The following is a 25,478-nucleotide window of genomic DNA, read 5'->3' on the forward strand; positions in this document are numbered from 1 at the left end:
CTGTTTTATTTTAAACTGGAGAGCCCCCTTGACCTCTCAGCACCGCATACCCAATGAGATCAAACCCTCAAACGCTATTGTTTCAGCTGCACTACCCGTCCCGGCCTTGCAGCCAGTTCCCAAGACTACACGCATGGGGCGACATTGGAAATGGGTAATCGCGGCACTCTTAGGTGTGGTGATTGGCTATGGTTCATACGCTTACCTTTGGCTGGATCAAGCGACCGTCGTGCCCGTCGAGATTGCAAGCTATGCCCCTGCGACACGGATCTTGGGGGTAAACGGGCGGATTGATGCGGTGCATATGATTGACGTGAGAACACAGATCACGGGCCGTATCGCTGCGATCACTGTGGAGGAAGGCGTCTCGGTCGAGATTGATCAATCTATGGTCGAGATAGACGCGCAAGCCCAGAGTGCGGTCGTACGCCAAGCCATCGCTGGATTGGACGCAGCAGTTATCGCACGACAAGATGCATTTCAAGATTATAATCGTGCGGTATCACTTGGCGAAAACATATCGCGCACTGCACTGGCATCCACGTCAATGGCGTTACAAGCAGCAGATCAGGAAGTTTCCCGCCAGACCGCTATTCTGGATCAAGCGCAAATCCTTTTGGAGACTTACACCGTTCGCGCCCCGATCACAGGGCGAGTATTATCGCTGGACGCCGAAGTTGGTCAACTTGTCGGCGCATCCGCTCCTTTGCTGACATTGGTTGACGATGGTGATGTGATTGTCGCAGCAGATGTCGACGAGGCCTATGCGACACAGATCAAGTTGGATCAAGCCGCAGTTCTACAATTGGCCGGTGAGGACATGACGCGCACAGGGCATGTCAGCTTTGTGTCCAGACGTGTTGATGAGGGCACGGGTGGACTTGCTATCAAGCTGGCCTTTGGAGCCCCTGTGAGCGCTCCTATCGGGATGACCGTGACTGCAAATATTGTTGTGGACGCCCGTGAAGCGGCGTTAACCGTTCCGAGAGCGGCAATCGTGCAGGGGCAAAATGGCCCCAGCGTATTTGTCGTGCAAGATGGCATGGCGGTTCCGCGCGCGGTTTCGGTTGTAGAATGGCCCGCAGCGCGGTTGATCGTTTTGAGCGGATTAGTTGCGGGTGATACAGTGATAGTTGACGCGACAGGTATTAAAGAAGGCCAAGCGGTCAAAGTGGATCAGCCTTAATGCGATACGCCCTTAAAATTGCTATTCGTTACCTAACCGCAAGTAAGGCCCAAACTGCTCTTTTGGTGGCAGGTGTTGCTGTGGGTGTGTTTATTTTCATCTTTATGTCCGCCCTGATTGGCGGGTTGGCCGAGTTTATCGTATCTCGCACCGTGGGTGACATCTCGCATATCTCGGTTGATGCAGAGGTGGATGACCCTGCGTTGCTGATGCCATTGGATGGTCACGTGTTGTTTGTCGCCGAACGAGGCAGCATGAAGTCCGCCACGCTACCCGAGGCGTTGACATGGGTGCCACTCATAGAGGCCGTGTCGGGCGTCAAAGCGGTTTCGCCGCAGATCTCTGGTGCAGGTTTTTTGACGCGCGGAGCACAGGTCAAGCAGGTCAGTGTTACAGGTATCGAGGCCGGGCGCGAATCCGCTATTTTGAAACTCGCTGGATATTTGATCGAAGGATCTGAGCGAGTGAGCGCAGGTTCGATTATTCTCGGGCATGATCTGGTTGATGATCTGGATCTTTCGTTGGGACAGACATTACGATTGCAAAGTGCAAACGGTGTGACCTCAGTTTTGACTTTGAGTGGAATTTTCCAAACCGGCAATGGCGCGATTGATGGCGCTCGTGCGTTTGTCAGCCTGCCCACCGCGCGCACGTTATTTGCGATGCCACAGGGCGTAACGCGGATCGAGATCAAGCTGTTTGATCTGGACACCGCCGATATCACGGCACAGCGAATTACTGCATTGACGGGTTTGGATGCGGTGCCTTGGACGGACGGTGCCGCGCAATTGATGGAAGCATTGAACGCGCAGGCAAAAACAGGATATTTTTTAAAAACCTTTGCCATGATCACGATTGTGATCGGCGTCGCCTCAGCACTTTTGTTATCGACTTACCGCCGCCGCCCGGAGATTGGCATTATGCGCGCGATGGGTGCGGGGCGCGGATTTGTGGTCTTTGTTTTTGTGACACAAGGCGCGTTAATCGGCCTGATGGGGGGGCTTGCTGGCGCCGCACTAGGATACCTCGCACTCTTGCCTTTTCCATCGCGCGGTGCTTTTGAAGTGGGCACATTACCAATGGATATCACCCAAGGATCATACGGTTTGGCCATAACGTTGACCGTGATTGGTGCAATTCTTGCGTCAATTCTACCTGCAAGATCGGCAGCGCGTGTTGATCCAGTTACGGCAATCGGCCAATGACTGTGTTGTTAGAGGTGAGCAATCTGTTCAAAACCTTTGGCGAAGGCGAGGCCGCGACACGTGTTTTGCGCGGCCTGTCCCTTTCGCTAGAAAAGGGTGAAGTGGCCGCTTTACTGGGGGCGTCCGGATCGGGCAAAAGCACGCTTCTGACGATACTTGGCACCTTGATGAAACCCACGTCAGGCAGCCACGTGATGCTGGGACATGATTTGACCACTGCTGATGACAAAGCGCTGACGGCGTTTCGCAATCGCCATATCGGGTTTGTGTTTCAGTTTCACAATTTGTTGCCAGATTTCACCGCCTTGGAGAACGTAATTTTCCCCACTGCAGTGCGTGAAGGTCGCGAAACGACTGCCGCCCGAAACCGTGGACAGAATTTGTTGACGCGCATGGGTTTGGGCGACCGGATTAATTTCCCCTCTACCAACCTGTCGGGCGGGCAAAAACAGCGTGTTGCTGTGGCGCGTGCCTTAATGAATAGCCCCGAATTAGTCTTGGCGGATGAGCCGACGGGGAACCTTGACCGTGCTTCTGCAGCACAGGTGATGAAGTTAATCGCCCAAATTAATCGAGAAGAAGGCACCACGTTCCTAATTTCGACCCATGATGAAAAGATAGCGAACTTATGCCGCCGTCAGATTGAAGTGCGCGATGGCTTAGTGACGGGATGATATAGCGCGCGATGTGCTCATTTCGGATGCTGACGCCTCTTAATCAGGAACTGCTTTCAGGTCCAAAAGCCATAAGTGTGACGCATCACGGTTCGACTATCACTCTTTTGCGGAAGAATACTTTTGACCCCACATGGCAAAGATATAAACGCGAAACAGCGGTTCGTATTTACCATCGCAGCCAAACCAGAATGCGACGCCCTGCCTATGGGTAATGGATCATCGCGCTATAGCTCGTTAAAGAAAGTCGGTTTCGATCCCAAAGTGACATATATTTGCACATGGAAAGAACTGTTGTAGCGCCAGCGGAGGTGCCCCTCTCCCAATTTTACTATTTGTGTATAAATGCCTAAAACCAACCCACCGTCTGGCGAGTGACGTCCAACAACTTTCATGAAAGCGTCCCCAATGGCCACGAAAAATAAGCTGCATCCGCGCAATCAACACATAGAAGGTTACGACTTTGTGCGTTTAGTGGCGCAGACACCTGAACTAGAAGCTTTCACGATCAATAATCCACGCGGTCAGACAACGATTGATTTTCAAGACGTGAGAGCTGTCCGTATGCTCAATCGGGCGTTGTTAAAAACGCATTACAATATTGATTTTTGGGATATCCCTAGCGGCTATCTATGCCCACCAATTCCGGGTCGTGTTGATTACATCCACTATCTCGCGGACTTGCTTGCCGAGAGTAATAACCAAAAAATCCCATATGGGCATCATATCAAAGCGTTAGACATCGGCACAGGTGCAAGCCTTGTTTATCCCCTGACGGGCCAAAGCGAATACGGCTGGCACTTCACTGGCGTTGATATCGATGCGGGTGCGCTCGAATCCGCAAGGCAAATTTGTGAACTCAACGCATTGAAAATCACCCTCAAACGACAAGTTGAGCCAGAGAATATCTTTCGTGGCGTGATTGAAGCCAACGATATTTTTCACGTAACCATGTGTAATCCGCCGTTTCATTCGTCTATGGAACAAGCGAATAAAGGCACCCAACGTAAGTGGGCGAGCCTTGGGAAAAGACATTCAAAAAAACTCAACTTTGGCGGCCAGAATGCTGAACTTTGGTGTCCGGGTGGCGAGATAAAGTTTATCGCCCGCATGGTTGAACAGAGTATGGAATTCGCGGAACAGTGCCTGTGGTTTACCTCGTTGGTGTCGAAAAAGGATAACCTTCAGCCACTCTATCGCATTTTGGGAAAAGCCAAAGTTGCTGATTATAAAGTCATCGAGATGGCACAAGGGCAAAAAACCAGTCGTTTTGTTGCTTGGACTTACTTGAAGAAGCATCAAAGATCTTTGTTCAATAATAATGCTGAGGCCTAGGGGGCCTTTGCTAAAAATTTGCAATTCAGCTAATGCCTGCTCCGTAAACGCATCATCACAGTATCCCGTGACACTATGAACGTCCCCTTCTCAAATTGATGGGGGTACTCAACTCAAAATCTGGCAGGTAAGGTCTTTTCGCTAACCTAAGTGTTTAGTGTGGCGACTACTTGGCCGAGGGAAATTAGTTAGAACCGTTTTGCAAAAGACAGGGATGCGCCACTGTTGAAGCGCATCCCGTTATTTTCGGCTCGCTTAGATGTGACCTATGGACCAAAAGAAAGTCTCGCCTGAACTGTCATCAACACCATCATTATCGGTGCTGACCCAAGCAGATCCGTCCTCAAAAATAGCCAGACCTTCGACCTTATCCACCACATAGCCGTTGTTTGAAAGAAGATCAGGGATCAAATCGCGGACCTCTTGCTTGGTGACAACAGGCAGCGGCCCATCCAAAGGTGCCGCGACCATTTGATCGGCTGACACCCGATAGATTTTCTTGAGTTTTGCCGCGTCACCGATTTGATTGTCGCGCTCGATAACATAGACATCGCCGTCATGTGCCACGATTTCCGAAAGACCTGTCCAGCCCGTATCAGCACCCGTTTTTGGATAGTGAACCGCACCCCATTCGCCAGTGTCGATTGTATACGCGACGAGCTTAACATGGTCCGAAGGATCGTCGCCCCACTCGCGCTGCACCGCCATCCAAAGCGTGCCATCAATCAATGTGATCCCCTCAAAGCCAAATCGTTTTTCGACCGCAAGCAATTCCGCAGGCAGACTGATTTCTTCGGAGATTTCTCCGTCTGCATCAACGTGATACAAACCGTGAGGGATCATGCGATCTGTGCGCCCCTCTGACGCGACCCAATAACCGCCCTCGCCGTCCAGCGTGATCCCCTCAAGGTCAAGCTTTTGCGCTGGCATTCCCGCGCGTGTCACGGGCAACGCGGTGGTGATTTGCGCAGGGGTTACATTGGTATCAATTGTGAAAATCGTCGGTTGATAGCCGTAGAAACTATCGTTGACCGCATATACGATCCCATTGTCGCCCGCGACCATCCCAGAAATCGCACCCCACCCAATCAATACGTCTGCACCAGCAGAGGTCAGTTGCGGATATGTTGCAGCCGCATCTTGATATTCGTAAATCATCACGTGGCTACGCACGCCGCCATCCTCAATCAAGTCGGCCTCATTTGCGGTGACAAACAAGCCACGCGACGGGATCGCGATGGCACCTTCTGGTGCAATACCTGATGGCAACATTTGCTTTAGCAGAGGCGTTTCAGGGTTACTGACATCGTACACCCCAACGATAGACGCGCGCTCTGCCAAGATGAACGCATAGGTCGTGCCGTCAAACGTCGCGACCTCCATGCCTTCAGGCTCTGCGCCTTTGGCATCTGACCGTTTGTCAGGATAGTGCCCGGTTTGGATAATCGCATGTTCAAAACTGTTACCAGCCTCAAAAACCTCCGTGCCGTCTTTATTGAAAATGGTCCAGCCGCGCGCACCGCCGTCCATATCGCCCTCATTGGCAATCGCGAAATGCATACCGTCGATCCATTGCACACCGTCAGGTTCGCGCAGGCGGCCTGTCTGGCTTTCGGTAAATCGTAGCGCAGCGCGCTCGTCGGTGGCGTCAATTTGGTCCAGATCAACTGCCCCAGCAGAGAAATGGCTCAGGATTTCACCCGTCTTGGACAGGACAACAATGTGGTTGTTTTCCTGCATTGTCACAACGATTTCGCCCGCCGCATTCACATCCACGAACTCTGGCTCGGGGTCTTCTGGAGAGATCTGCGCCAATCCTGTGACGTCAAATTTTACCAAGCTCTCACACGCTGGCACACCATCCACAATATCAAGCACTACGACATAGCCCGCAGGCAATTGTCCCGTGCGACCGTCACCCGCATCCTCGTCCCGCTCGTTCTCGATTGCGATGGTGATAAAGCTGCCGTCAGGTGCAATCGCGGTGCTGTCTGGCTGGCCGCCCAAGTCACAAGACGCAACCTCGGCCTTTGTGTCGATGTCATACGCCTTCAGCAAACCAGATGGCACAACATAGCTCTCGGATGTATTCACACCAACCATCGCAACCTGCCCCAGCATCGACACCGCCGTGGGCTCACCGCCAACATCAATATTGCCTTTCGGTCGCGGCGCGTCGGGGTCCGTAATGTCGATCATGCCGATTACACCCAGTGGGCTGTCGGAATACACCAAAGTCATCCCGTCGCCTGAGGCGCTAATGATCTCGGACGACGACGTGGCAAGCGGATCGGCATTATTTGCAGATGTCGCAAAGCTGCTGATGCGGTTAAAATTCATCTCGGCGGCGGCGGATGTTGCGACAATCGCAAGTGTAGACGTCATGCCAAGTAACTTGAAAGACATAGTGCAGTTCCCTATTTGTTTGCTTGGCGCGACCTAATGCGGGGAACGTAAAAGTTGCATGACGATGAGGTGACTGTTTTATGAAACACTGCACCAAATCACATCATGATCCGACAGTGGTAAATCATCCGGCCCTAACGCAGAAACCAAGGCATGCTGCACACAGCTCAATCCGCGTGTGAAAAACCAATCCAGTTTCATTTCACGGGTCGGGTGTGGGGTGATCAAACTACGGCGGGTCGTATTACCCTCTGGTGTGGCATCCCAATGATAACCACGCAGGCCGGCACGCTCGAACAGGGGCTCGCGGCGCCAGTCAAAGTCAGGCGGCTGGTGATTTCCCGTGTTCAAATCACCACCAATCATCACAGGCATGTCAGGCGCAAACACATCGATCGCATCCATTAAACGGTCAAACTGCAAGGCACGGTGTTTCCCGTCTGCGTTACTCTCCAAATGCGTGGACACAACGCAAACAGGTCCGTTTTCGCGCGGCACAATGGCCATCAACGCCATGCGCCCGCCGACACGTGGCTGCTGCGGGTCGGCGTCAAGCTCATCGCTGGCGAACCAATGACCATGGTCATCTAGACGCACCATCGTCACCGCCTCGAATGGCACCGCGCTTAAAATCGCATTGCCGTGCCACCCGCGCTCGTTGAAATCATCACTACAAAATGGCAGCTCGGTTGTTCCGCCAAGATCAAGCTCGTGAAACTCGACACCAAAAGCATAGGTCATGCCCAATTCATCTGCCATCTCCTGGGCCGTATGGCGCTGTGCAGTGCGGGCCATACCGTGATCGACTTCTGACAGCAAAACCACATCAGGCATCAAAGACGCCAGCAAATCTGCGTTCTGCTCGGGGAAAAGTCCACGTTCGACATTCCACGCAGCGATGGACATCTCGGCAGGCAGCAGCTTTTCCGCAACCTCCCGCCCCACCTGAACCGCATTCATTGCAGGTAAAGTTTTTAACAATGCCTGATGCGCCAACGTCGTGCGCGGCGCGGCCAAAATCACCTCCAGTTGGTCGGACGTCACAAGCGGCAGCGCATCAACAATCTTCATGCGACCCTCACACCCCGCTCTGCACAAAACAACGACACCGCGTCAGGTTTTAATGAGACACGCAACGGACCCGTCGAGATGATATTGTCTTTGCCAACATAAATACTGATCTTTTCACCGCCTAAATCACCATGCAACAAACGGTGCGCGCCGAGCTCCTCAACCAATGTGACCTCAATTGCGATCGGGCCCGACGTGTCTGGCACGATATCTTCCGGACGAATACCGACTGTCACCCTGCCCGCCTTTACTGCCACGTTACCCAAACCCAAAGCGCCAATCCGCACTTGGCCGCCAGCAACATCACCCGCCATTAAATTCATCGGCGGTGCACCCATAAACGAGGCAACAAACGTCGTTGCAGGCGTATTATAGACTTCGGACGGGGTGCCGATCTGCTCTATGCGCCCCTCGTTCATCACAATAATCCGGTCAGCCATAGTCATGGCCTCAACCTGATCGTGTGTCACATAAACTGCTGTAACACCCAATCTGCGTTGCAGCGCTTTGATCTCGATCCGCATCTGGTTGCGCAGCTTAGCATCAAGATTCGACAAGGGTTCGTCGAATAAAAACAGCTCTGGATCACGCACAATCGCGCGGCCCATAGCAACGCGCTGGCGCTGGCCCCCCGACAATTGGCTCGGCTTGCGATCAAGGTAGTCGTCAAGGTTCAACATCGCCGAAGCTTCGCGCACTTTGCGGTCAATCTCGCCCTTGTCAATCTTGCGGTTTTTCAAACCGTAACCGATGTTTTTGCGCACGGTCATATGCGGATATAATGCGTAGTTTTGAAACACCATCGCGATGTCGCGGTCGGCGGGATCAAGATCGTTGACGCGCCGCCCACCGATACTCAAATCGCCTGACGAGATATTTTCTAGCCCTGCAATCATGCGCAGCATCGACGACTTCCCGCAGCCTGACGGGCCGACCAGCACGACAAATTCGCCGTCTGGAATGTCAAAACTTGCGGGTTTCACAGCCGTGAAGCCGTTGGGGTAAACTTTGGAAATTTGGGACAGCGTAACCTGAGCCATAGTAACGTTCCTTACTTATCCGATTCCGTCAAACCTTTGACGAACCAGCTTTGGAAAAATATGACGATGAGGACGGGCGGCAAAATGGCGAGGAGTGCCAACATATTTGCACGGCCGTATTCGGGCAAACTTGTGCCTTCGAGCGATTGGGTGATTTGTTTGATGCCGCGCACGAGGGTGAACATGCCCTCTTCGGTAGTGACCATCGTGGGCCAAAGGTATTGGTTCCAGCCGTAGACGAACATAATGATGAACATCGCAGCGATCATGGTTTGGGATAATGGCACCAGAATATCGATGAAGAATTTTACCGGACCAGCACCGTCAATCCGCGCGGCTTCCACCAATTCTTCGGGGATCGAACGGAAGTATTGGCGGAAAAAGAACGTCGCGGTGGCAGAGGCTATCAACGGGATAATAAGGCCTTGGTAGGTGTTCAGCATCCCGAGTTTTTGCGCGATTTCGTAGGATGGAAGGATGCGCACTTCGAGCGGGAGCAGCAACGTGGTAAAGATGATCCAGAATGCGAATGTGGCAAAGCGCATGCGAAAATAGACGATTGCATAGGCTGCCATCATACCCAGCACAATTTTCCCGAAGGCAAATCCAAGCCCGAGGGCCAGTGAATTCCAGAGCATCCTCAGACCGGTATTGGCCCCTGAAAACCCATCGGCTTGAAAGATCGCTTTGCGGAAATTTTCGTCAAGCTGGTCGCCTACCGCCAAGGACGGGCCAGTTTTCATCGTCACTAAATCTGGCATCGTGGTCATTTGCAGCAGCATTAGAACCGGAAGCAGCATGAAAATCGCCCCCAAGATCAGCACGCTGTGATCCAACACCACCGAAAATTTAATACGCCGTTTTTTATGTGTCTCGATTTGCATATCAGACCTCAAGTATAGTGAATGCGGCGCTCAACGAGCCGGAATTGAAACACGGTCATTGCCAAGACAAGCACCATTAATATGACCGACTGCGCCGATGATCCGCCCATGTCGTTGCCACGGAAACCGTCAACGTAAACCTTGTACACAAGGGTCATTGGGTTGTTTCCCGGCTCACCTTTGACCACCGTGTCGATGATGCCAAATGTATCAAACAGCGAATAAGTGATGTTGGTGATCAACAGGAAAAATCCTGTGGGTGCCAAGAGCGGAAACGTCACATCCCAGAACCGGCTTGTTGCAGATCGGTTGTCGATCAGCGCCGCTTCGCGAACGGATTTAGGTATCGACTGTAGGCCCGACAAGAAGAAGATGAAGTTGACGGGGATCTGTTTCCAGACTGAAATCAACACCATAGCAAAAGCGGTATCGTAGTAATCCACACCAAGCGTGAACTCCCACCCGAGGTTGCCAAACAGACGCGTCAGTGGTCCCCAGCTTTGGTTGAACAGGATGATCCCGATGACACCCGCAACTGGCGGAGCCACGGCATAAACCCACATCAGAAGCGTGCGATAGGTTTTGGCGCCACGGATCACCTTGTCGGCTTTCACCGCCAGTAACAACGCGATCCCAAGCGACAACCCTGTGACCAAAAGCGTGAAAGACACCGTGAACATCGCCGCACGACCGTAAGCGGCAGAGTTGAACAGGGTTAGATAGTTCGCAAAGCCAACGAACGTTTCGCTAAATCCGAACGGGTCTTGTAGGTAGAATGACGAGCGCAATGCGTGGATTGCTGGCCAATAAAAGAAAACACCAATGATCCCGATTTGCGGCACAAGCAGCAGGATCGGCATCCATTGATTGTTAAAAGCGGCACGTTTCATGGACAGTCCTTGTGCATGCACGAATGGCCGCTCGCGGCGGCCACTCGGCAATTTTCAGAGTGAGGATTTAATTCGACTGCGTCTGTGCAAAGCGTGCAAGCAATTCATTGCCCTCCGCTTCGATCGTCGCAAACGCATCATCCACAGATGTTTCGCCGCCAAGGATGCGACCAAACTCACGGTTCATCACGTCGCGGATTTGCACGTAGAACCCCATGCGGTACCCTTTGGTGTTTTCGCCTGCTGGCAAGGACAACTGCTGGATGCCGACTTCTGCGGCGGGGGCGCGGTCATAGTAACCATCCGCTTTTGCCATGTCGTAGGCTGCGATTGTGATTGGCACATAACCCGTCTCTTGGTGCCACATATACTGCACCTCTGGGGAGGTCAGGAATTCAAAGAACGCTGCGGTTGCTTTGTTCTCTTCGTCCGACTTGCCAGACATCGCAAACAAGGCCGCGCCGCCGATGAATGTTTGCTTTGGTTCTGTTGTGACTGCTTCCCAATAAGGCAGATATGTCGCAGAGAAATCAAACGGCAACCCCAGTTTTGACAGGCCACCGAATGAGCCGGAAGAGCCGAGCCAAATCGCAACTTTACCCTCTTCAAACGGTGTTTGGTTGTCGTTCCAGCCTGCGCCGTAATAGGCGTAATAACCTGCATCAAGCCAGTCTTTCACCTTGGACCAATGCATCTTGACCTCTGGTGAGTTGATCAAAATTTCCGTATCGGTGCCTGAATAGCCGTTGTCGTTGGTCGCAAATGGAAGATCATGACGCGACATGAAGTTTTCCGCGAAAATCCAAGGCGAATGGGATTGCGCAAGCGGAATATACCCCGCATCAGCCAACGCAGGGGCGGTCACGGTTTCAAACTCTTCCCACGTTTTTGGCGCTTCAACACCAGCAGTTTCCATGGCTTGCTGGTTGTAATACATGATCGGCGAGGATGAGTTGAACGGCATGCCGATCATTTTATCATCGCTATCAGCAAAGAAATACCGCACGCCAGAGATGTAATTGTTGATATCGAAATCGACACCATTCTCAGTCAACAAATCCTGCACAGGGATCGTCGCACCCTTGGCGCCAATCACCGTTGCCGCGCCTGCGTCAAACACCTGCAAAATGTTAGGCTGTTCGCCTGCGCGGAATGCCGCGATGCCCGCCGTCAACGCTTCTTCGTATGTGCCCTTGAACGCAGGCGTGATGACGTAATCAGACTGGCTCGCATTAAAGTCTGTTGCGATCTGATTGACCGTATCGCCAAGCGCGCCACCCATGGCATGCCACCACGTGATATCTGTCTGAGCCACTGCCGCGCTGGCCATCATGGACAGGGTGGCCGCTGAAAGAATTGAAAGACGATTCATAGAAAGTTCTCCGGTCGTGTTTCGCCCTTTTTGGACAAAACCTATTGGCGGCGCAGGCAGCATTGCCTACGCCCTATTGGAAGCGGATCTCACTGGACCCACGGGATGTTTCGATTTCAAGTCAGGTGAACACCCGACATGCGCGTAACCGCATGGCGTTTTCATAGTGAATGATTGTAACAGCTATGTGTAAGTTAACGCATTCGCGCACATTTTTGTGCTGTTCCGTTTCACCTAACTGGCATGCCTCTTTTCGGCGAGAAACACCTCTGTTTTCTCAACATTTGGATTGATATGCACCACGATCTCACCCGCACATCATCATCTGCAGACATCGCCTATTCGCTATTTAACCATTTTGGAAATACACTTGGTTCAAAGCCTTTTCGACGTCGATCCAACGACATCGAACGAGTCGGATATCTCGACGAAGCTTTTCTTATTACCATCTCGCACCATTTCGCCGCATGCGCGGCATTAAATAAGGCTCTGTAGCTGAAATATTGCAATGTCGGTTTTGTCCCGCATAGCGGCCCTTATTGCAAACCACACAGAACCTCTCATCCCCGCCCTTTACTGACAGACAGCACTCACCGCCCATTGCTGATGGGGTGGATGGCTCTTGCTCCAACCGGCGTCGTAATGCGCTATACTGCAGGTGTCGAAATCTGCATAGAGAGGAGCCACCCCATGGAAGTTACCACAATCGGCCTAGATTTGGCCAAGAACATTTTTCAAGTTCACGGGATCACTAAAGACGAAGAGGTCGCCTTCAACAGGCCTTTGAGACGGGCACAGTTGTTACCGTTTTTCTCCAAGCTTGCACCCTGCCTGATTGGTATGGAGGCTTGTAGCAGTGCGCATCATTGGGGGCGCGAGCTAACAGCGTTGGGCCATGATGTCCGGCTGATCCCACCGATTTATGTCAAACCATATGTTAAACGCGGAAAGTCTGACGCCATTGATGCCGAAGCCATTTGTGAAGCGGTAACGCGTCCTACGATGAGGTTTGTTGCGATAAAAACCGTTGAACAACAAGCTTTGTTGTCGCTCCATCGCGCACGGAGTCTGCTCATGCGCCAACGCACACAGCTGATCAATGGCTTGCGTGGCATGGTCGCTGAGTTCGGGGTTTACATCGCGAGGGGCCTCGCGCGGGTCATTGGGTTTGCTGAGGATATTTTGATGGGTGAAGTACTGGACTTGCCCGAGATCGCCAATGAGGTGATCCATAACCTTTGCGAACATCTCATGGCGCTTCACACGCGGATCCGATGGTATGAAAACCGGCTCAAGTTGGTCGCCAAAGAAGATGCGCGGGTCCGTTTGTTGCGCACTATTCCCGGTGTTGGCGCTGTGACCGCCTCGGCAATCATCGCCAGCATTGGTGATGGCCATCAGTTCAGCAATGGCCGCGAGTTTGCAGCGTCGTGCTGAAAGCACGCCTTTGGCGTGACGCTGGGACTGACGCCCGCGAACAAATCCAGCGGCGGCAAAGAGAAGCTCGGGCGTATTACTAAAATGGGCGATCAATATTTACGATCATTGTTGGTCGTTGGCATGACATCGCTTGTCCGACAGACCAAATCGCACCCGGAGCGCGCAAGTAAGTGGCTGATATCGCTGCTGGAGCGAAAACCCGCACGCTTGGCGACTGTCGCCATGGCCAACAAGACCGCTCGGATCGTCTGGGCCGTTCTGACCCGCAACGAACCATATACACCGCACACGGTCTAAAGGAGGAAGAACAACGAGTTAGCAAGACCCGCGAGATGATGGTGCATAAGTCTGCGGCCAAAACCAAGACACCCCGTCGAAGGTCCCGGGCAACATAGCCCGCTAAGCTGTAAGGGACTTGGTTTGCGGAACCCATCAGGGCCAGCGGTCAAAACCGCGCAAACAGGCCGGACACATGACTGCTTCTGACTAATGCACAAATCGGATCAAATATGTCTTGCTATGCAAGAGCCATCCACACAGGACCTTCGTGACACTGGCGATCGGTGCAGCGCAGCTTTACCAGAGCGGCTATCTTGGGATTATGCGGCACGGTTGTGTTGGAGTTGACGGGTTTATGACGATCAGGTCTCAGCAAATGAACAAAGGGCGCAGGTTCCCCTGGGCCCCTTGTTATTAAACCAGCAAAAGGAGGCCGTTTTAGAACTGCATTTGGATTCCGAGATCAATCCCGTAGCTCTCATAATCATTCATGCCGATCCCGTCATAGAATGACCCAGCGCTCAGAATCGTTCCGTTTGACATTGTGAAGCTTGCCCCAAGTGATACCCGTGATCGCGTACCATCTGTGATAGCCGTATCTGAGGCGGCAAAGCCCGTTCCGTTGCTACTCGACAGAATGCTTGAGATACCACCCGTTAACAACAGTTCGCCACTCGACAAAGAAACAGGTTGGGCAAAATTAAGGCCTGCTGCAACTTCATTCATTTCGATGCCCTGCTCACCGACAATATTGCCTTGGATATTTGCAAAGGCATCCTGCGTATCCCACAGATGAGTGGCTATCAGACTTGGCGTAAGAACCAATTCTCCATAATTGATCTGACCAGCCACCTTGAGCGACGCCAATGTCCGCTGCGTGACAAAGGTTTCAGCCGCTGCGCCTTCGACGCTCAGGCTATTTTCAGTTTTACCAGTTAGCAATCTGCCCTCAAAGAACAAGGGCTGCTCGGGCAATTTGACCACAAAATAAGGTCCAACAAGATAGCCATCACCTTGAGTTGATGACGCCCCATCTGTTTGGGTAAACTTATCAAACTCAAACAACATACCCACCAAAGCATCTTGCGACACCTTCGTATGAGCTCCGACTGCGCCAAAGAAATAGGTGCTCTCGGCTGCGCCAAACTTAGACCAACTACCCTGCAACGTTGCCCACACTGGCTGGTCACCTGATGTGGCAAAGGCGAAGTCACCGTTGCTTTGGGTCACATCGGCGTTGAAGTTACTTGTGGCTGCACCCGACAGAAACCCGATCAAGTCAGGTTGTGCCGCAATCGTCTGACTTGCCCGATTCCGCATATAACCCGCAATCTGTTCCTGCATTTGCTCTACTGTGGGTGCCACGACAAAGCTGAGGCTCAACACTTCAGAGCGATTGCCTGCTGCGTCAATAATAACGATTTAAACATTACCACTTAACTGAGCTGCGCCTGACGTGACCGAAAAGCTGCCAGTAGCAGAAAGTCCGGCACGGGCCACACTTCCGTCTGGGAAGGTGATCTCGACTATCGCATTTGGCTCTGCCATCCCCGTAACAGTGATTGAGCCGTCCGGATTGGTTGTGATCGTTGTCGACGTCGCAACAGCAGGTGCCGTGGTGTCGGTCACTGTCTGTATGACGGTCACGGTAAAGCTCACCTGTGTCGCATCATTGCCCGCAGTATCAGCCGCGTCCATGGTCACAACCGTCGCGCCAATCAGGAAATCATAAGCGCCCGTAAGCACCGTCGTCCCAACCTGATTGGTGATCGCAAGCCCCGTATCGAAGTTGTCGGTCACAGCGCCCAAACCAGTGACATCCAGCGAAGCCGTATTGGCACCCGCATCGGTCGTGGCAACTTGATCCGCAGGTGCAGTCAAAACAGGTGCTCCCGCATCACTGATGGTCACGGTAAAGCTCACCTGTGTCGCATCATTGCCCGCCGTATCAGCCGCGTCCATGGTCACAACCGTCGCGCCAATCGGGAAATCATAAGCGCCCGTAAGCAGCGTCGTCCCAACCTGATAGGTGATCGCAAGCCCCGTATCGACGTTGTCACTCACAGTTCCCAATCCAGTGACATCCAGCGAAGCCGTATTAGCACCCGCGTCGGTCGTGGCAACTTGATCCGCAGGTGCAGTCAAAACAGGTGCTCCCGCATCACTGACCGTCACGGTAAAGCTCACCTGTGCCGCATCATTACCCGCCGTATCAGCCGCGTCCATGGTCACAACAGTCGCGCCAATCGGGAAGTCATAAGCGCCCGTAAGCACCGTAGACCCAACCTGATAGGTGATCGCCAGCCCCGTATCGACGTTGTCGGTCACAGCGCCCAAACCAGTGATATCCAGCGAAGCCGTACTGGCACCCGCATCTGCATTTGCGGCTTGATCCGCAGGCACCGCGATGATTGGTGCAATGTTGTCCGTTGGCGCAGTGTTGATCAGCGAAATGGTGTAGCTACCTGTTTTTTCATTCGGTTCGGTCCCATATGCCAAACGGGTCAGTCGGCAGGCATCAGACCCATTGAAAATTCCACCACCACAATCAAACCTACCATCACTTTTAAGGGTTAGGTATTCGTCTGGCGCACCGTTCAGCGTGCCAGAAATCGCCGTCGCGCTTTCAATCACAATTGTCGTTCCGGTGTAAGTCGACCCAGTGGCGGGAATTAATATAGAATCCGCAAATTTGACACTCAACGTGGCGATGGTGCCCCCGGAGACAGTGAAAGTTCCGATAAACGGAGCACGATCAGCGGGATCATCGATGTCTCCGTCTATCCGGTAGCTCCCATCAGCAAGGGCTTGCGCAAAAGCTGGTCCCGCAAAAACTGCACTCAAGAGGTAAATCGCCGCAATGGCAATCAGACGAGAAAAATTCAAAAAAAATGTATGCATGTTCAGCACTCCACCAACCAACTAATAACCTCGCAACGCCCCATCATCAGACTTTCTCACCAAGTAAAAACCAGCTTCCCTCTGTGAGCTCACGTTTTAAGGTCGCGAGGAGCACAGACGAATGTCAGCAACTATTCAGGGCCGCTTAAAGCGAAATCGAGGTTGTGGGTCTGCTAGAAAGCTAAATGCTCAAAGTAATGTCTATCCAATGGTGAAAATTAGGCAATTGATAAAAAAGCTCCGAAACCAACGACTTAATCGCTGTTGCATAACTATCATAACGGTAAAAATCTGCGTCAAACTCCGCCATAAAATATCGATCAAACCATCAACACCTTTGCCCGAAACGCCAATTGGACAATGACGTGTTTCTGATACGTCATTTACGCAAGCTGATCTTGGGTGCTGATGACTTAAGCGCTGCCGTCCTATCCAGTCAGAACTGAACTTGCATCTCAAATGACAACTACGGACTACCACATCATAAACCACCATGCGGACTTCGGCGACACTCACTTCAAATGCGCGTGCTCTGAGTCATCTGGCGAAGGCAACCGTTTAAAAAGAGGTCAAAGTCACAAATGCTTAAGACGATCTGATGGTCGCAGTGGGCCCATACCGGAAGTGTCAAATCTTTGCTGCGTGCGCACGAGGTGAGAAAACCGGCCCTTCGCACAATTTGCAGTTGGGCAGCAGCAGCTAAGGATCAAGTTGCGGACAAAATCTTCATGTCCAGTAAGACGGTTGCGGCTACTTTTACTATACTGCGCTTGATAGGTGCGCGCGCCGGACGCCATGATGGGACATGCCCCGTTCAATTGCTCTAAGATCACACTGTATTTGGTCTATTGAAAGATCAACGCGATCCTCTCTTTGCTTAGCAGCGACCATTGACCTGAAGCCATGCCATCCGGCAGTGAAAGATTACCCAAACGTTCACGGTGTAGGTTCTCCACGTGATTGCCGGCGGCTGCAAACATGCGGCGCACCTGATGATAACGACCTTCAGTAACATGCAATAGTGCTTCGGTTTCCGAAATAATCTCCAGTTTGGCCGGAGCCAGCGGTCTTGGGTCGCGCTCCAAAACCAATTGGCCCGACGCAAACAACTCGCCCTCGGTGCCATCAAGCGGGCGGGCCAACTTGGCGCGATAAGTCTTTCTAGTGAAACTTTTAGGGCTGCTGACATGGTGTAGAAGCTTGCCATCGTCGGTCAGTAACAAAAGGCCGGATGTCTGTTTGTCCAAACGGCCGATGGTTGAAATGGGCGGGATGCGCCGCCTCCAGCGATCGGGTAGCAGTTCATAAACCAGCGCGCCAACCTCCTTGTGTGAACATGTCATACCCACTGGCTTGTTTAAAAGGATAACCATGCCAGCGACAGGATCAAGCGCTTCACCGTTGACCTCCATGCGTGTCGGCAAATCTGCAGTGACAAGGATGCGTTTGGAAACGTCCCGGATCTCGGCAGCATCATGAGTGATACTGCCATTCTTTGCCATCTGCTTGATTTCGCTGCGCGAGCCATATCCCATAGAGGAGAGGAGCTTATCCACGCGGGTGGTTGATGCCTTAGCCATTACTTTTCTGCTACCTCTGCGAGCTAATCGCCAAATCTCTGAAAAATATGGCCCTGATGAAGCGACTCGTTGCGCCTGCTGATCAAGGCTGTTCGTTGCATTACCAATTGGTTAGATTAGCTGCTTTTCACAAAGTGACGAATGTAGATGTTTTGATTTAGATAGGAGTTTCCTGTAAGATATCCGACTTAATGATCCTGATTACTCTCTCAAGTCTGCGTCAGATGCAGTTCCGTTATCTGCGCAGTGCGGCCTGTGGACATAGGAACGACGGTTGCCCGAGCGTGTTCGCGGGACGGCGTCGCCGAAACGCTCCCACCATCGTCTTTCCAGCGTGAAATACATTCATGAGTTGGGGAAACACTTTCCTCGCTCACGGCATGATCCACAGCTTTGAACAGGTGTGGGAGTAATTCTTCAAAGTCAGCTCTGCATAACATCATTATATTGTTTCCTTCTTAACGCATTGGTCTTTTCGTATGTGCTGCGCCACCGGAACGGGATGGCGCCACTATTGAGTTTGACGACCGTTAGGCTACCAGCTTAAGCGCATTTTGGTCATCACTGGCGATACGTGAAGGCTTTGCCAATAGAACCATGCCATGCCTGCGATCATCAAAACCGCCACCAATTCGCTGGATGTCACTGCGCTCTATGCCGATGTCTTTAAGCAGGCGATCCTCCATGGATTGCAGCTCCGCAACCATCTTGCGCCTCTTCCAATTGTTGACAGCCGCGCGAAGCCAGCGTCGCCAAACGCGAGGTCGCGCCATTCCGCTATTGTTGTTCGCAGCGTCTTGGTCGCTAAATTGAGACATGTTGTTTCGATGTGTGAAAAAGGAATGCATATCATCCTCCAAATCTGAGGTTACTGAAGCCGTAACATTAGTCTCTGCTGTGCCGAATTTTTAGAATGCGGTCAGTCGCAATTCAAAATCGGCGGGGCAGATGCCTCCGTCGTCTCGAATAGATCAAAGCGATCTGAAAAAACCCCGAAGCGCAAAGTGGCACAAGTAGGCCAACCCCGCCCGGGGCTAACGGCGGTTTAGTCGATTTCCTGCGAAAAGCAGGAACCTCATATGGAAGCTAAACATCAGCATACTCCTCATATGGGACACCGCATCGATGCTTTCAATCGTGTTGCGTAGGTCTATGTCCCTTCGGCGCAAACGCGCCAGTCAATGGGCCATAAAGGTCACTAAAACAGTATGAAATCTGTGTTTAGTTATCGAGATTGACTATTGATCAGTAGATACCTAGCTCTATCAGCATGATGGTGCATGCTGATCATTTCCGGTTTCTACTGCTAAACCGCCCGCTTCCCCGGGTGGTCTAGGCGCATTCGCGTCGTTTGTACCTTCCGGGTTTTCTTTCAGTCTTGAAGAGTGGTTCTGGCATTAATCCGCCAGTGGATAATTACGTTCAACGTATCCAGCCCTGAGAGACGGCCACGTTCGTCAGGCATTCCTCGACCATTCGCGCATCTCGTTCTTTCCACCATTTCTGAACCTGTCTTTCACCATAAGGAGTTCATCTATGTCTACTTCCCCCGCTGCCACCCAAAAGGCACCCAAGCGTAACCCGAAAGTTGTTATCAATGCCGATGACCTGACCCACCTTGAGGGGCTGGCCGACAGCATGATGCTACGTCAGCCCGCGCTGGCAGACCGCCTCCATGAAGAGATCGGCCGCGCCCGTATCGTAGCTTCGGCCAAAGTTCGCGAGAATGTTGTGACGATGGGCAGCACCGTGAGCTATCGCGACGAAGCAAGCGGCCAGGAAAAAACGGTAACGCTGGTCTACCCCGAAGAGGCCGACATCACACAGCTTTGTGTTTCGGTCATGACACCTATCGGTGTTGCGCTATTGGGGCTGTCGGAAGGGGCAGTTTTTTACTGGGATACACGAGACGACCAGCATCGCATGTTAACGGTCCTTGAGGTGATACAGCCCACGGCAAACTCGTAAATCAAGAAAGCGATGAGGCAGGACGTCCTGCCTCATCTAAAGACTTGAACAATCAGAGCCACAGAAGAAGCGCCTGAAATAGCCATCAAACATCATCCCCGCCGCCTCGTCTGGCCAAATGTTTTCGCAATTTCAGGCATGGAACGGATCCTGTTAAAGCCACATATCACTGTGCTTTTCGGCGAGTAAAAAGCGCAATCTATCGGCATCACGCTGACCTGAGCCCCAAGTTCCCTCCAGCTTTGCGCGGAGTCCTTGGGGTTAAATCTGTGACCTCAGGCGGCCATTTTGTCCATCGTCTTTCTCTGCAAGAATTCCATTGGCGTCAGGTTGCCTAATGCTGAATGTGGCCTGCGCCAATTGTAATCCTCCTGCCAGTCTTCGAGCGTTTCGCGGGCCTCACCTAATGTGCCAAACAGCGTTTCATTGAGGCATTCGTCCCGTAATTTGCCGTTGAAGCTTTCGATAAAGCGGTTCTGCTGGGGCTTTCCTGGCGCGATATAGTGCCAGTCAATGCCTGTATCCTGAACCCATTTAAGGATCGCCATGCTGGTGAACTCGGTGCCATTGCCGGACACAATCGTCTTTGGCATGCCACGCTCAGAGATTATGTGGTCCAGTTCTCTGGAAACGCGTTGACCTGACAATGATGTATCCGCGACCAATACCAAATCCTCACGGCTGAAGTCATCGACGACGGCCAGAATGCGAAAACGGCGACCGTCTGTCAGTGCATCCGACACGAAATCCAGGCTCCATCGCTGGTTAGGGCCATCCGGCAGCACCATTGGCTTCCTTGTGCCCAAAGCACGCTTCCTGCCGCCTCTACGGCGCACCTGAAGCTTCTCTTCACGGTAGATGCGCCTCACTTTCTTGTGGTTCACCTCAAAGCCATCCCGCGCAATCCTCACATGGACACGGCGGCAACCAAACCGCCGCCGTTCACGAGACACGCGTTTGATTGCATCTCGCAGCTTCGCATCATCGCCACGGCGCGACAGATACCGCACCGTTGATCGATCAATCTGTAGCACATCACACGCCCGTCGCTGGCTGACCTGATGGACTTCCATCAAATGCACCACAGCTTTCCGCTTCCCAACGGGCGTCACCATTTTTTTGAATTGATGTCTCGCAGCATGGCATTGTCCAACATCTGCTCCGCCAATAGCTTCTTCAACTTACCGTTCTCGTCTTCCAAGGCTCTCAGCCGCTTCGCGTCAGACGGTTCCATGCCGCCATACTTCGATTTGTATTTGTAAAACGTCGCCGAACTGATCCCGTGCCGCCGTCATACATCAGCGGTCTTCTCACCAGCTTCCTGTTCCTTGATCATCGCTATGATCTGTTCATCCGTAAATCGTGCTTTCATTTGTCCGTCCTTTTGTTGGGCGGCCTCTACACAAATCTGGAGGAATTTTAGGGGCTCAGGTCAACGGCGCTGACCTGCTTACCTTCGCATGGCCTGTCAGTTGCGTTACGTCGATGGCCTAAATCAACAGGCTCCAGATAATCGTTAGCAGGTCGGCAGCGCCTACTCGCGGGATTTCGCTGTCGCGGTCTTTCCGTGACTTAAATGGCTCGTTGGTCGCAATAGCCTTAATAATAAGGCGATATCGCCCGCCCAGCGTTGAAAGCGCAGGCTAGACAGCCCATATGAAAAGCATGATGATGATCCGCATTCATATGAGGTCCCTGCCCTTCGCAGGACAGACACTGAACCGCAGGTAACCCCGGGCGAAGCGGATGACTATGCCGTTCTACGCCTCGGGGTCTCACAGATTGATTGATCTGTATTATTTGACAATATGATATGCACACCTGTGCGACGCGGTTTCCCACCACGCATAGGCATTTAGATGCAGAAAAATTGTTGCGGTTTTCACTCATATAAATGGAGGATGATATGAACCCCATCTTGTTCAGCAATGGATTTTTGCTTTACCAAGCTAACGTTTTATCAAAGAACCCGAACCGACCTGAAAGGAATAGGCGGTTTCAGAGCTGGATGCGTATCGGTTGGGAAAAATGGAAACATCGCAAGATGATTGCGACACTGAATGCACTGGATGACCACACACTCAAACTCATCGGCATTCCGCGCCGCCATATCAAACGCTTTGCTGACAATCTTTGTGGTGTCGACTCAAAGATTTCGGCACCTACACCCGCACCCAATGAACGGTTTCACGGTCAAAGCAGGCTTAAGCATGCTTCATAGCGCTTGAAGAGGTAAGCTGGTTGCGTCATCGAATTTGGATGGCGCAACCGCTCACCTCGCTCGAAAAATGACCGATTCACCAATCGTCTTTTCTGGCTCGCTGCGAGGTTCCCAAGCCCATGAATGGAACCCGCCTTTTTAACTCGCTTTGGTCCACCGCATTCGACGCTGCAACGTTTCAGGCGATAGAGCAATCCAACGCATTGGAGGCTATAGCCTCCGAAAACAAAAGGAATTCTTCCTTGAATATCAAACACCATTTGAGCCGCCTTTTCTTTCCCGCCGTTGCTCTTGTCGTCAGTGTTGGCCTTGTTTTCTATCAATCTGAATTGCCTGCTTTTTTGGCGAGTAGCGAAGAGTTCTCTCTGTTTTCGACGGCAACCATCTACTTGGCTGCTGCGTGGGTGGCGAGCCGTGTTACGGCAATGATCCTGGATCAGATTGGCGGAACCCGGCCCTATCCTCGCTTGCTTAAAGACTTGATTACTGCATTTTTCTTCACGGCAGCCTTTGTGTCGATCGGATCACTTTACATGGGGCAAGGTGCGCTTGGTGCTTTCGCTGGCTCGACCATCATTCTTGCGCTCTTGGGCTTTGCAATCCGCAACGTTGTAGCTGACACCTTATCAGGTATCGCACTTACGATCGAAGCACCGTTCCGCATCGGCGACTGGATCGACATCGATACACTAGCACAGGGTAAAGCAATCGAGATCGGCTGGCGCACAACACGTTTGTTGACTGTCGATGGCACCTATCTGATCCTGCCCAACAGCCAGATCTCGCGCCAACGCATCACAAACTATTCGGCACCCAAGAAAAATTTCCGCGCGCAGCTTAACATCACGCTCGACCACGGCCTGTCGATTGGGAAAGCGCGGGAGATCATGTCGGAGGCCTTGCGAGAGTGTAAGTTGACCCAACAGGATCCCCCGCCGGACATCCGCGTGCGATCATACGACGAGGGTGGCATCAGCTATACGGTGCGTTACTGGGTGCCGCGGTTTGAACATGCCGTGGATTGTCGCGATGAAGTTTACAGCCTGATCGATGACGCACTCCGCCGCGCCGGAAGCATCGCCCCATATCGCAGAATACAGTTGGTCCGCGCAGCGCATGACACCGATGAGACTGACCTCTCCGTGCCTCTTGCAAAGACAGAAGCATCCCGCGATTGGCCAACCTCCTAATGGCGTTACGCCTTCAATCATTACTAATTGCAAAAATGAACGGAAACGTCAGAGGGATCTTGTTGATGATTGTTTTGAGGCGCCACAATGAAGGTCAGCGAGCCAGCTGAAGCAAGCGGCACACGGGTCACTGGAGGCACCGCAGGACCCTTACTGCATTCTGGGCTGCCCTAAAACTAGCTCAAGGCCGGTCTCGCGAAAGCGGTCATTCATAGAGCGGCTAAAGTCTGCTTTCGAGAACAAGAAGATCGTTCTCTGGGAAAATGGCAAATGCAGTTTGTGAGTTTAACTTGCCGCTCTTAATATCTCGATCAGGTCCACATGAGTTAGCGAAAACGGGTTCCCTTTCATCGAAGACGCATTAACAGCGGCCTCTGCGACCGCTCCATAGTCGTCCGAAGACAGTCCCAAATGCTTGAGGCTGCGCAGGCCCAGCGTGGTCGACCACTGCCTAAGATCGGCAAGCCCGCCACCGTGACGACCCGTGGCAAAGTTGGTGTCAATTTGCCCCACTACCCACATTAACCGGTCGTAAATGTCGGTATGTTCCTCTGCTTTGCGCAAATGACTTTCTAGCACTGCAGGCAGCAATGTTCCGCAAATTTCACCGTGGGGCGCATTAGTTTTGCCGCCGATGACGCCTGCAAAACCATGAACAGCACCCAGTCCCGCATTGGTCAAAGCCAAACCACCACAAGTGCTGACCCAAGCCATCGCGTCCCACGCGTCCGGCGCGTCATTTTCAACCAGATTACGCAGCTCGCGCAAACCAACCGGAATAGCCGCACGACAAATCGCGTCAGTCATCGGATTAGATTTGATCGACAGATAAGGCTCGATCACTTGGGTGACAGCATCCAACGCAGCGGCAAGTGTCACATGTTGCGGCGCGCCCTGCATGAGGCCCGCGTCAACAATGGCAAGCTGCGGGATCATGCGTGGGTCGCGTAAGCTGACCTTAAGGCCACGTTCAGGCACCGAAATCACCGCGTTCTTCGTCACTTCTGCACCAGTGCCCGCTGTGGTCGGTATTGCAATCATCGGAATTGGCGCGGCGTCCAATGGGCGGCCATCTCCCACGACCTCGAGATAACTTAGGGCGGGCCCCGCACAGGGGATCAGGGCGGCCAGCGCCTTGGCAAAGTCAATGACCGACCCGCCACCAAGCCCGATCACGACTGCTGGGCGGAAATCGTGCATCCTCGCCAACGCTCGCTCGATGTCTGGCAACGACGGTTCATTCTGGCAAGTCATTGTTTTTATTGTGAGTCCTGCATCACGGCAAGACGTCACCAGCCATTCTGCCCGCTTGGCATTGGCCCCATGAACCAACAAGATGTGATCTCCAAACCCCTTGGCAATAGTTGCAGCCTGTTGGCTTTGACCGCGTCCAAAATGGATAGTTTGGGGGCTCGAGAATGAAAACATAGATTATTGCCTTATGATGCGAGTGCCATATTGGCAGAAATGTAGCGATTTGCCATCTGTGCAATGGGACCGGATAAATTTTACCGGCCCTGGCCATAAATCGCGTATGCTACGCATACCTGATGAAGCCCTTCATTCAGGACATTGCGGTCCCCGTCCGATTGAACCTCCATCACCGCTAAAATGAGCCAACGGACTAGTTAACATCCAAATTCGACGAGCCATCAAAAAGGGTCGAAATAGATCAGATAGCCCCCCGCCTCGGGATCCTTCACCATGTAACATCCTCGACGTCTTCTGCCACGAGCTCCGCAAGGTGCGGGCTGTTTGCACAAATCCTCTCAAACGCACCATCGCCCACTTCGTCCGCGATGATGCGACATGAACTCGCGATATCTTAAAGCAGAA

At 52.4% G+C, this 25,478-nt stretch carries 18 protein-coding genes and 2 pseudogenes; 8 read left to right on the forward strand and 12 right to left on the reverse strand.

Going from position 1 to position 25,478, the window contains the following annotated elements; genetic code table 11:
• The first annotated feature begins 133 nt into the window (after positions 1-133).
• The 4 genes from ACXLHR_RS07005 to rlmF all read left to right on the forward strand — a co-directional run bounded on the left by ACXLHR_RS07005 (position 134) and on the right by rlmF (position 4,400).
• Positions 134-1,186, forward strand: coding sequence for an efflux RND transporter periplasmic adaptor subunit (locus tag ACXLHR_RS07005; protein ID WP_458790777.1), 1,053 nt, complete (start codon positions 134-136; stop codon positions 1,184-1,186).
• Positions 1,186-2,391, forward strand: coding sequence for an ABC transporter permease (locus ACXLHR_RS07010; RefSeq protein ID WP_458790778.1), 1,206 nt, complete (start codon positions 1,186-1,188; stop codon positions 2,389-2,391). Before ACXLHR_RS07005 ends, ACXLHR_RS07010 begins: the two co-directional genes overlap by 1 nt.
• Positions 2,388-3,065 carry an ABC transporter ATP-binding protein gene (locus tag ACXLHR_RS07015; RefSeq protein WP_458790779.1) on the forward strand — a complete coding sequence of 226 codons (678 nt, stop codon included), beginning with the start codon at positions 2,388-2,390 and terminating at the stop codon, positions 3,063-3,065. Before ACXLHR_RS07010 ends, ACXLHR_RS07015 begins: the two co-directional genes overlap by 4 nt.
• Positions 3,066-3,473: 408 nt before the next feature.
• A complete protein-coding gene (rlmF, locus tag ACXLHR_RS07020; RefSeq protein WP_458790780.1) occupies positions 3,474-4,400 on the forward strand; it encodes a 23S rRNA (adenine(1618)-N(6))-methyltransferase RlmF in 927 nt (308 codons plus the stop codon).
• A gap of 255 nt (positions 4,401-4,655) precedes the next feature.
• Here the strand turns inward: rlmF and ACXLHR_RS07025 are convergent, their stop codons facing one another.
• The 6 genes from ACXLHR_RS07025 to ACXLHR_RS07050 all read right to left on the reverse strand — a co-directional run bounded on the left by ACXLHR_RS07025 (position 4,656) and on the right by ACXLHR_RS07050 (position 12,063).
• Positions 4,656-6,806 (reverse strand): esterase-like activity of phytase family protein, encoded by a 2,151-nt coding sequence (locus ACXLHR_RS07025; protein ID WP_458790781.1) that lies wholly within the window; start codon positions 6,804-6,806, stop codon positions 4,656-4,658.
• Positions 6,807-6,884: 78 nt separating this feature from the next.
• Positions 6,885-7,877 (reverse strand): endonuclease/exonuclease/phosphatase family protein, encoded by a 993-nt coding sequence (locus ACXLHR_RS07030; RefSeq protein ID WP_458790782.1) that lies wholly within the window; start codon positions 7,875-7,877, stop codon positions 6,885-6,887.
• Positions 7,874-8,917: an ABC transporter ATP-binding protein gene (locus tag ACXLHR_RS07035; protein ID WP_458790783.1), complete on the reverse strand. Its 1,044-nt coding sequence runs from the start codon at positions 8,915-8,917 to the stop codon at positions 7,874-7,876. Before ACXLHR_RS07035 ends, ACXLHR_RS07030 begins: the two co-directional genes overlap by 4 nt.
• Positions 8,918-8,928: 11 nt before the next feature.
• Complete coding sequence (locus ACXLHR_RS07040; protein ID WP_458790784.1) at positions 8,929-9,801, reverse strand: ABC transporter permease subunit; 873 nt, start codon at positions 9,799-9,801, stop codon at positions 8,929-8,931.
• Positions 9,802-9,809: 8 nt separating this feature from the next.
• The gene (locus ACXLHR_RS07045; protein WP_458790785.1) at positions 9,810-10,691 is read right to left on the reverse strand and encodes an ABC transporter permease subunit; all 882 of its coding nucleotides are present in this window, start codon (positions 10,689-10,691) and stop codon (positions 9,810-9,812) included.
• 67 nt (positions 10,692-10,758) lie between these two features.
• Complete coding sequence (locus tag ACXLHR_RS07050; RefSeq protein ID WP_458790786.1) at positions 10,759-12,063, reverse strand: extracellular solute-binding protein; 1,305 nt, start codon at positions 12,061-12,063, stop codon at positions 10,759-10,761.
• Positions 12,064-12,753: 690 nt separating this feature from the next.
• Here ACXLHR_RS07050 and ACXLHR_RS07055 point away from each other — a divergent pair.
• A pseudogene (locus ACXLHR_RS07055) lies at positions 12,754-13,800 on the forward strand (IS110 family RNA-guided transposase).
• Between the two features lie 420 nt (positions 13,801-14,220).
• Here ACXLHR_RS07055 and ACXLHR_RS07060 read toward each other — a convergent pair.
• From ACXLHR_RS07060 to ACXLHR_RS07075, 4 genes are all read right to left on the reverse strand, one after another.
• The gene (locus tag ACXLHR_RS07060; protein WP_458790787.1) at positions 14,221-15,060 is read right to left on the reverse strand and encodes a hypothetical protein; all 840 of its coding nucleotides are present in this window, start codon (positions 15,058-15,060) and stop codon (positions 14,221-14,223) included.
• Positions 15,061-15,204: 144 nt separating this feature from the next.
• Positions 15,205-16,683, reverse strand: a complete 1,479-nt coding sequence (locus tag ACXLHR_RS07065; RefSeq protein WP_458790788.1) for an HYR domain-containing protein — start codon at positions 16,681-16,683, stop codon at positions 15,205-15,207.
• Positions 16,684-17,528: 845 nt separating this feature from the next.
• Positions 17,529-18,263 carry a 16S rRNA pseudouridine(516) synthase gene (locus tag ACXLHR_RS07070; protein ID WP_458790789.1) on the reverse strand — a complete coding sequence of 245 codons (735 nt, stop codon included), beginning with the start codon at positions 18,261-18,263 and terminating at the stop codon, positions 17,529-17,531.
• Between the two features lie 530 nt (positions 18,264-18,793).
• Complete coding sequence (locus tag ACXLHR_RS07075) at positions 18,794-19,111, reverse strand: DUF1127 domain-containing protein (protein ID WP_458792495.1); 318 nt, start codon at positions 19,109-19,111, stop codon at positions 18,794-18,796.
• A gap of 688 nt (positions 19,112-19,799) precedes the next feature.
• On the opposite strand from ACXLHR_RS07075, the gene rnk reads away from it, so the two are divergent.
• A complete protein-coding gene (gene rnk / locus ACXLHR_RS07080; protein ID WP_458790790.1) occupies positions 19,800-20,231 on the forward strand; it encodes a nucleoside diphosphate kinase regulator in 432 nt (143 codons plus the stop codon).
• A 275-nt stretch (positions 20,232-20,506) separates the two neighbouring features.
• Here rnk and ACXLHR_RS07085 read toward each other — a convergent pair.
• Positions 20,507-21,603 (reverse strand): annotated as a pseudogene (locus tag ACXLHR_RS07085) (IS3 family transposase).
• 534 nt (positions 21,604-22,137) lie between these two features.
• Between ACXLHR_RS07085 and ACXLHR_RS07090 the strand changes: the two are divergent.
• Positions 22,138-22,452 (forward strand): DUF1127 domain-containing protein, encoded by a 315-nt coding sequence (locus ACXLHR_RS07090; protein ID WP_458790791.1) that lies wholly within the window; start codon positions 22,138-22,140, stop codon positions 22,450-22,452.
• A gap of 242 nt (positions 22,453-22,694) precedes the next feature.
• The gene (locus ACXLHR_RS07095) at positions 22,695-23,642 is read left to right on the forward strand and encodes a mechanosensitive ion channel family protein (RefSeq protein ID WP_458790792.1); all 948 of its coding nucleotides are present in this window, start codon (positions 22,695-22,697) and stop codon (positions 23,640-23,642) included.
• Between the two features lie 285 nt (positions 23,643-23,927).
• Here the strand turns inward: ACXLHR_RS07095 and ACXLHR_RS07100 are convergent, their stop codons facing one another.
• Positions 23,928-25,070, reverse strand: coding sequence for an iron-containing alcohol dehydrogenase (locus ACXLHR_RS07100; protein WP_458790793.1), 1,143 nt, complete (start codon positions 25,068-25,070; stop codon positions 23,928-23,930).
• Positions 25,071-25,478 lie beyond the last annotated feature (408 nt).

The organism is Yoonia sp. MH D7, assembly GCF_054439475.1.

Excerpts from the sequence above, each read along its gene's own strand:
- ACXLHR_RS07005 (WP_458790777.1), top strand. The coding sequence starts at position 134 with ATGGGGCGACATTGGAAATGGGTAATCGCGGCACTCTTAGGTGTGGTG.
- ACXLHR_RS07010 (WP_458790778.1), top strand. The coding sequence starts at position 1,186 with ATGCGATACGCCCTTAAAATTGCTATTCGTTACCTAACCGCAAGTAAG.
- ACXLHR_RS07015 (WP_458790779.1), top strand. The coding sequence starts at position 2,388 with ATGACTGTGTTGTTAGAGGTGAGCAATCTGTTCAAAACCTTTGGCGAA.
- rlmF (WP_458790780.1), top strand. The coding sequence starts at position 3,474 with ATGGCCACGAAAAATAAGCTGCATCCGCGCAATCAACACATAGAAGGT.
- ACXLHR_RS07025 (WP_458790781.1), bottom strand. The coding sequence starts at position 6,806 with ATGTCTTTCAAGTTACTTGGCATGACGTCTACACTTGCGATTGTCGCA.
- ACXLHR_RS07030 (WP_458790782.1), bottom strand. The coding sequence starts at position 7,877 with ATGAAGATTGTTGATGCGCTGCCGCTTGTGACGTCCGACCAACTGGAG.
- ACXLHR_RS07035 (WP_458790783.1), bottom strand. The coding sequence starts at position 8,917 with ATGGCTCAGGTTACGCTGTCCCAAATTTCCAAAGTTTACCCCAACGGC.
- ACXLHR_RS07040 (WP_458790784.1), bottom strand. The coding sequence starts at position 9,801 with ATGCAAATCGAGACACATAAAAAACGGCGTATTAAATTTTCGGTGGTG.
- ACXLHR_RS07045 (WP_458790785.1), bottom strand. The coding sequence starts at position 10,691 with ATGAAACGTGCCGCTTTTAACAATCAATGGATGCCGATCCTGCTGCTT.
- ACXLHR_RS07050 (WP_458790786.1), bottom strand. The coding sequence starts at position 12,063 with ATGAATCGTCTTTCAATTCTTTCAGCGGCCACCCTGTCCATGATGGCC.
- ACXLHR_RS07065 (WP_458790788.1), bottom strand. The coding sequence starts at position 16,683 with ATGCATACATTTTTTTTGAATTTTTCTCGTCTGATTGCCATTGCGGCG.
- ACXLHR_RS07070 (WP_458790789.1), bottom strand. The coding sequence starts at position 18,263 with ATGGCTAAGGCATCAACCACCCGCGTGGATAAGCTCCTCTCCTCTATG.
- ACXLHR_RS07075 (WP_458792495.1), bottom strand. The coding sequence starts at position 19,111 with ATGCATTCCTTTTTCACACATCGAAACAACATGTCTCAATTTAGCGAC.
- rnk (WP_458790790.1), top strand. The coding sequence starts at position 19,800 with ATGTCTACTTCCCCCGCTGCCACCCAAAAGGCACCCAAGCGTAACCCG.
- ACXLHR_RS07090 (WP_458790791.1), top strand. The coding sequence starts at position 22,138 with ATGAACCCCATCTTGTTCAGCAATGGATTTTTGCTTTACCAAGCTAAC.
- ACXLHR_RS07100 (WP_458790793.1), bottom strand. The coding sequence starts at position 25,070 with ATGTTTTCATTCTCGAGCCCCCAAACTATCCATTTTGGACGCGGTCAA.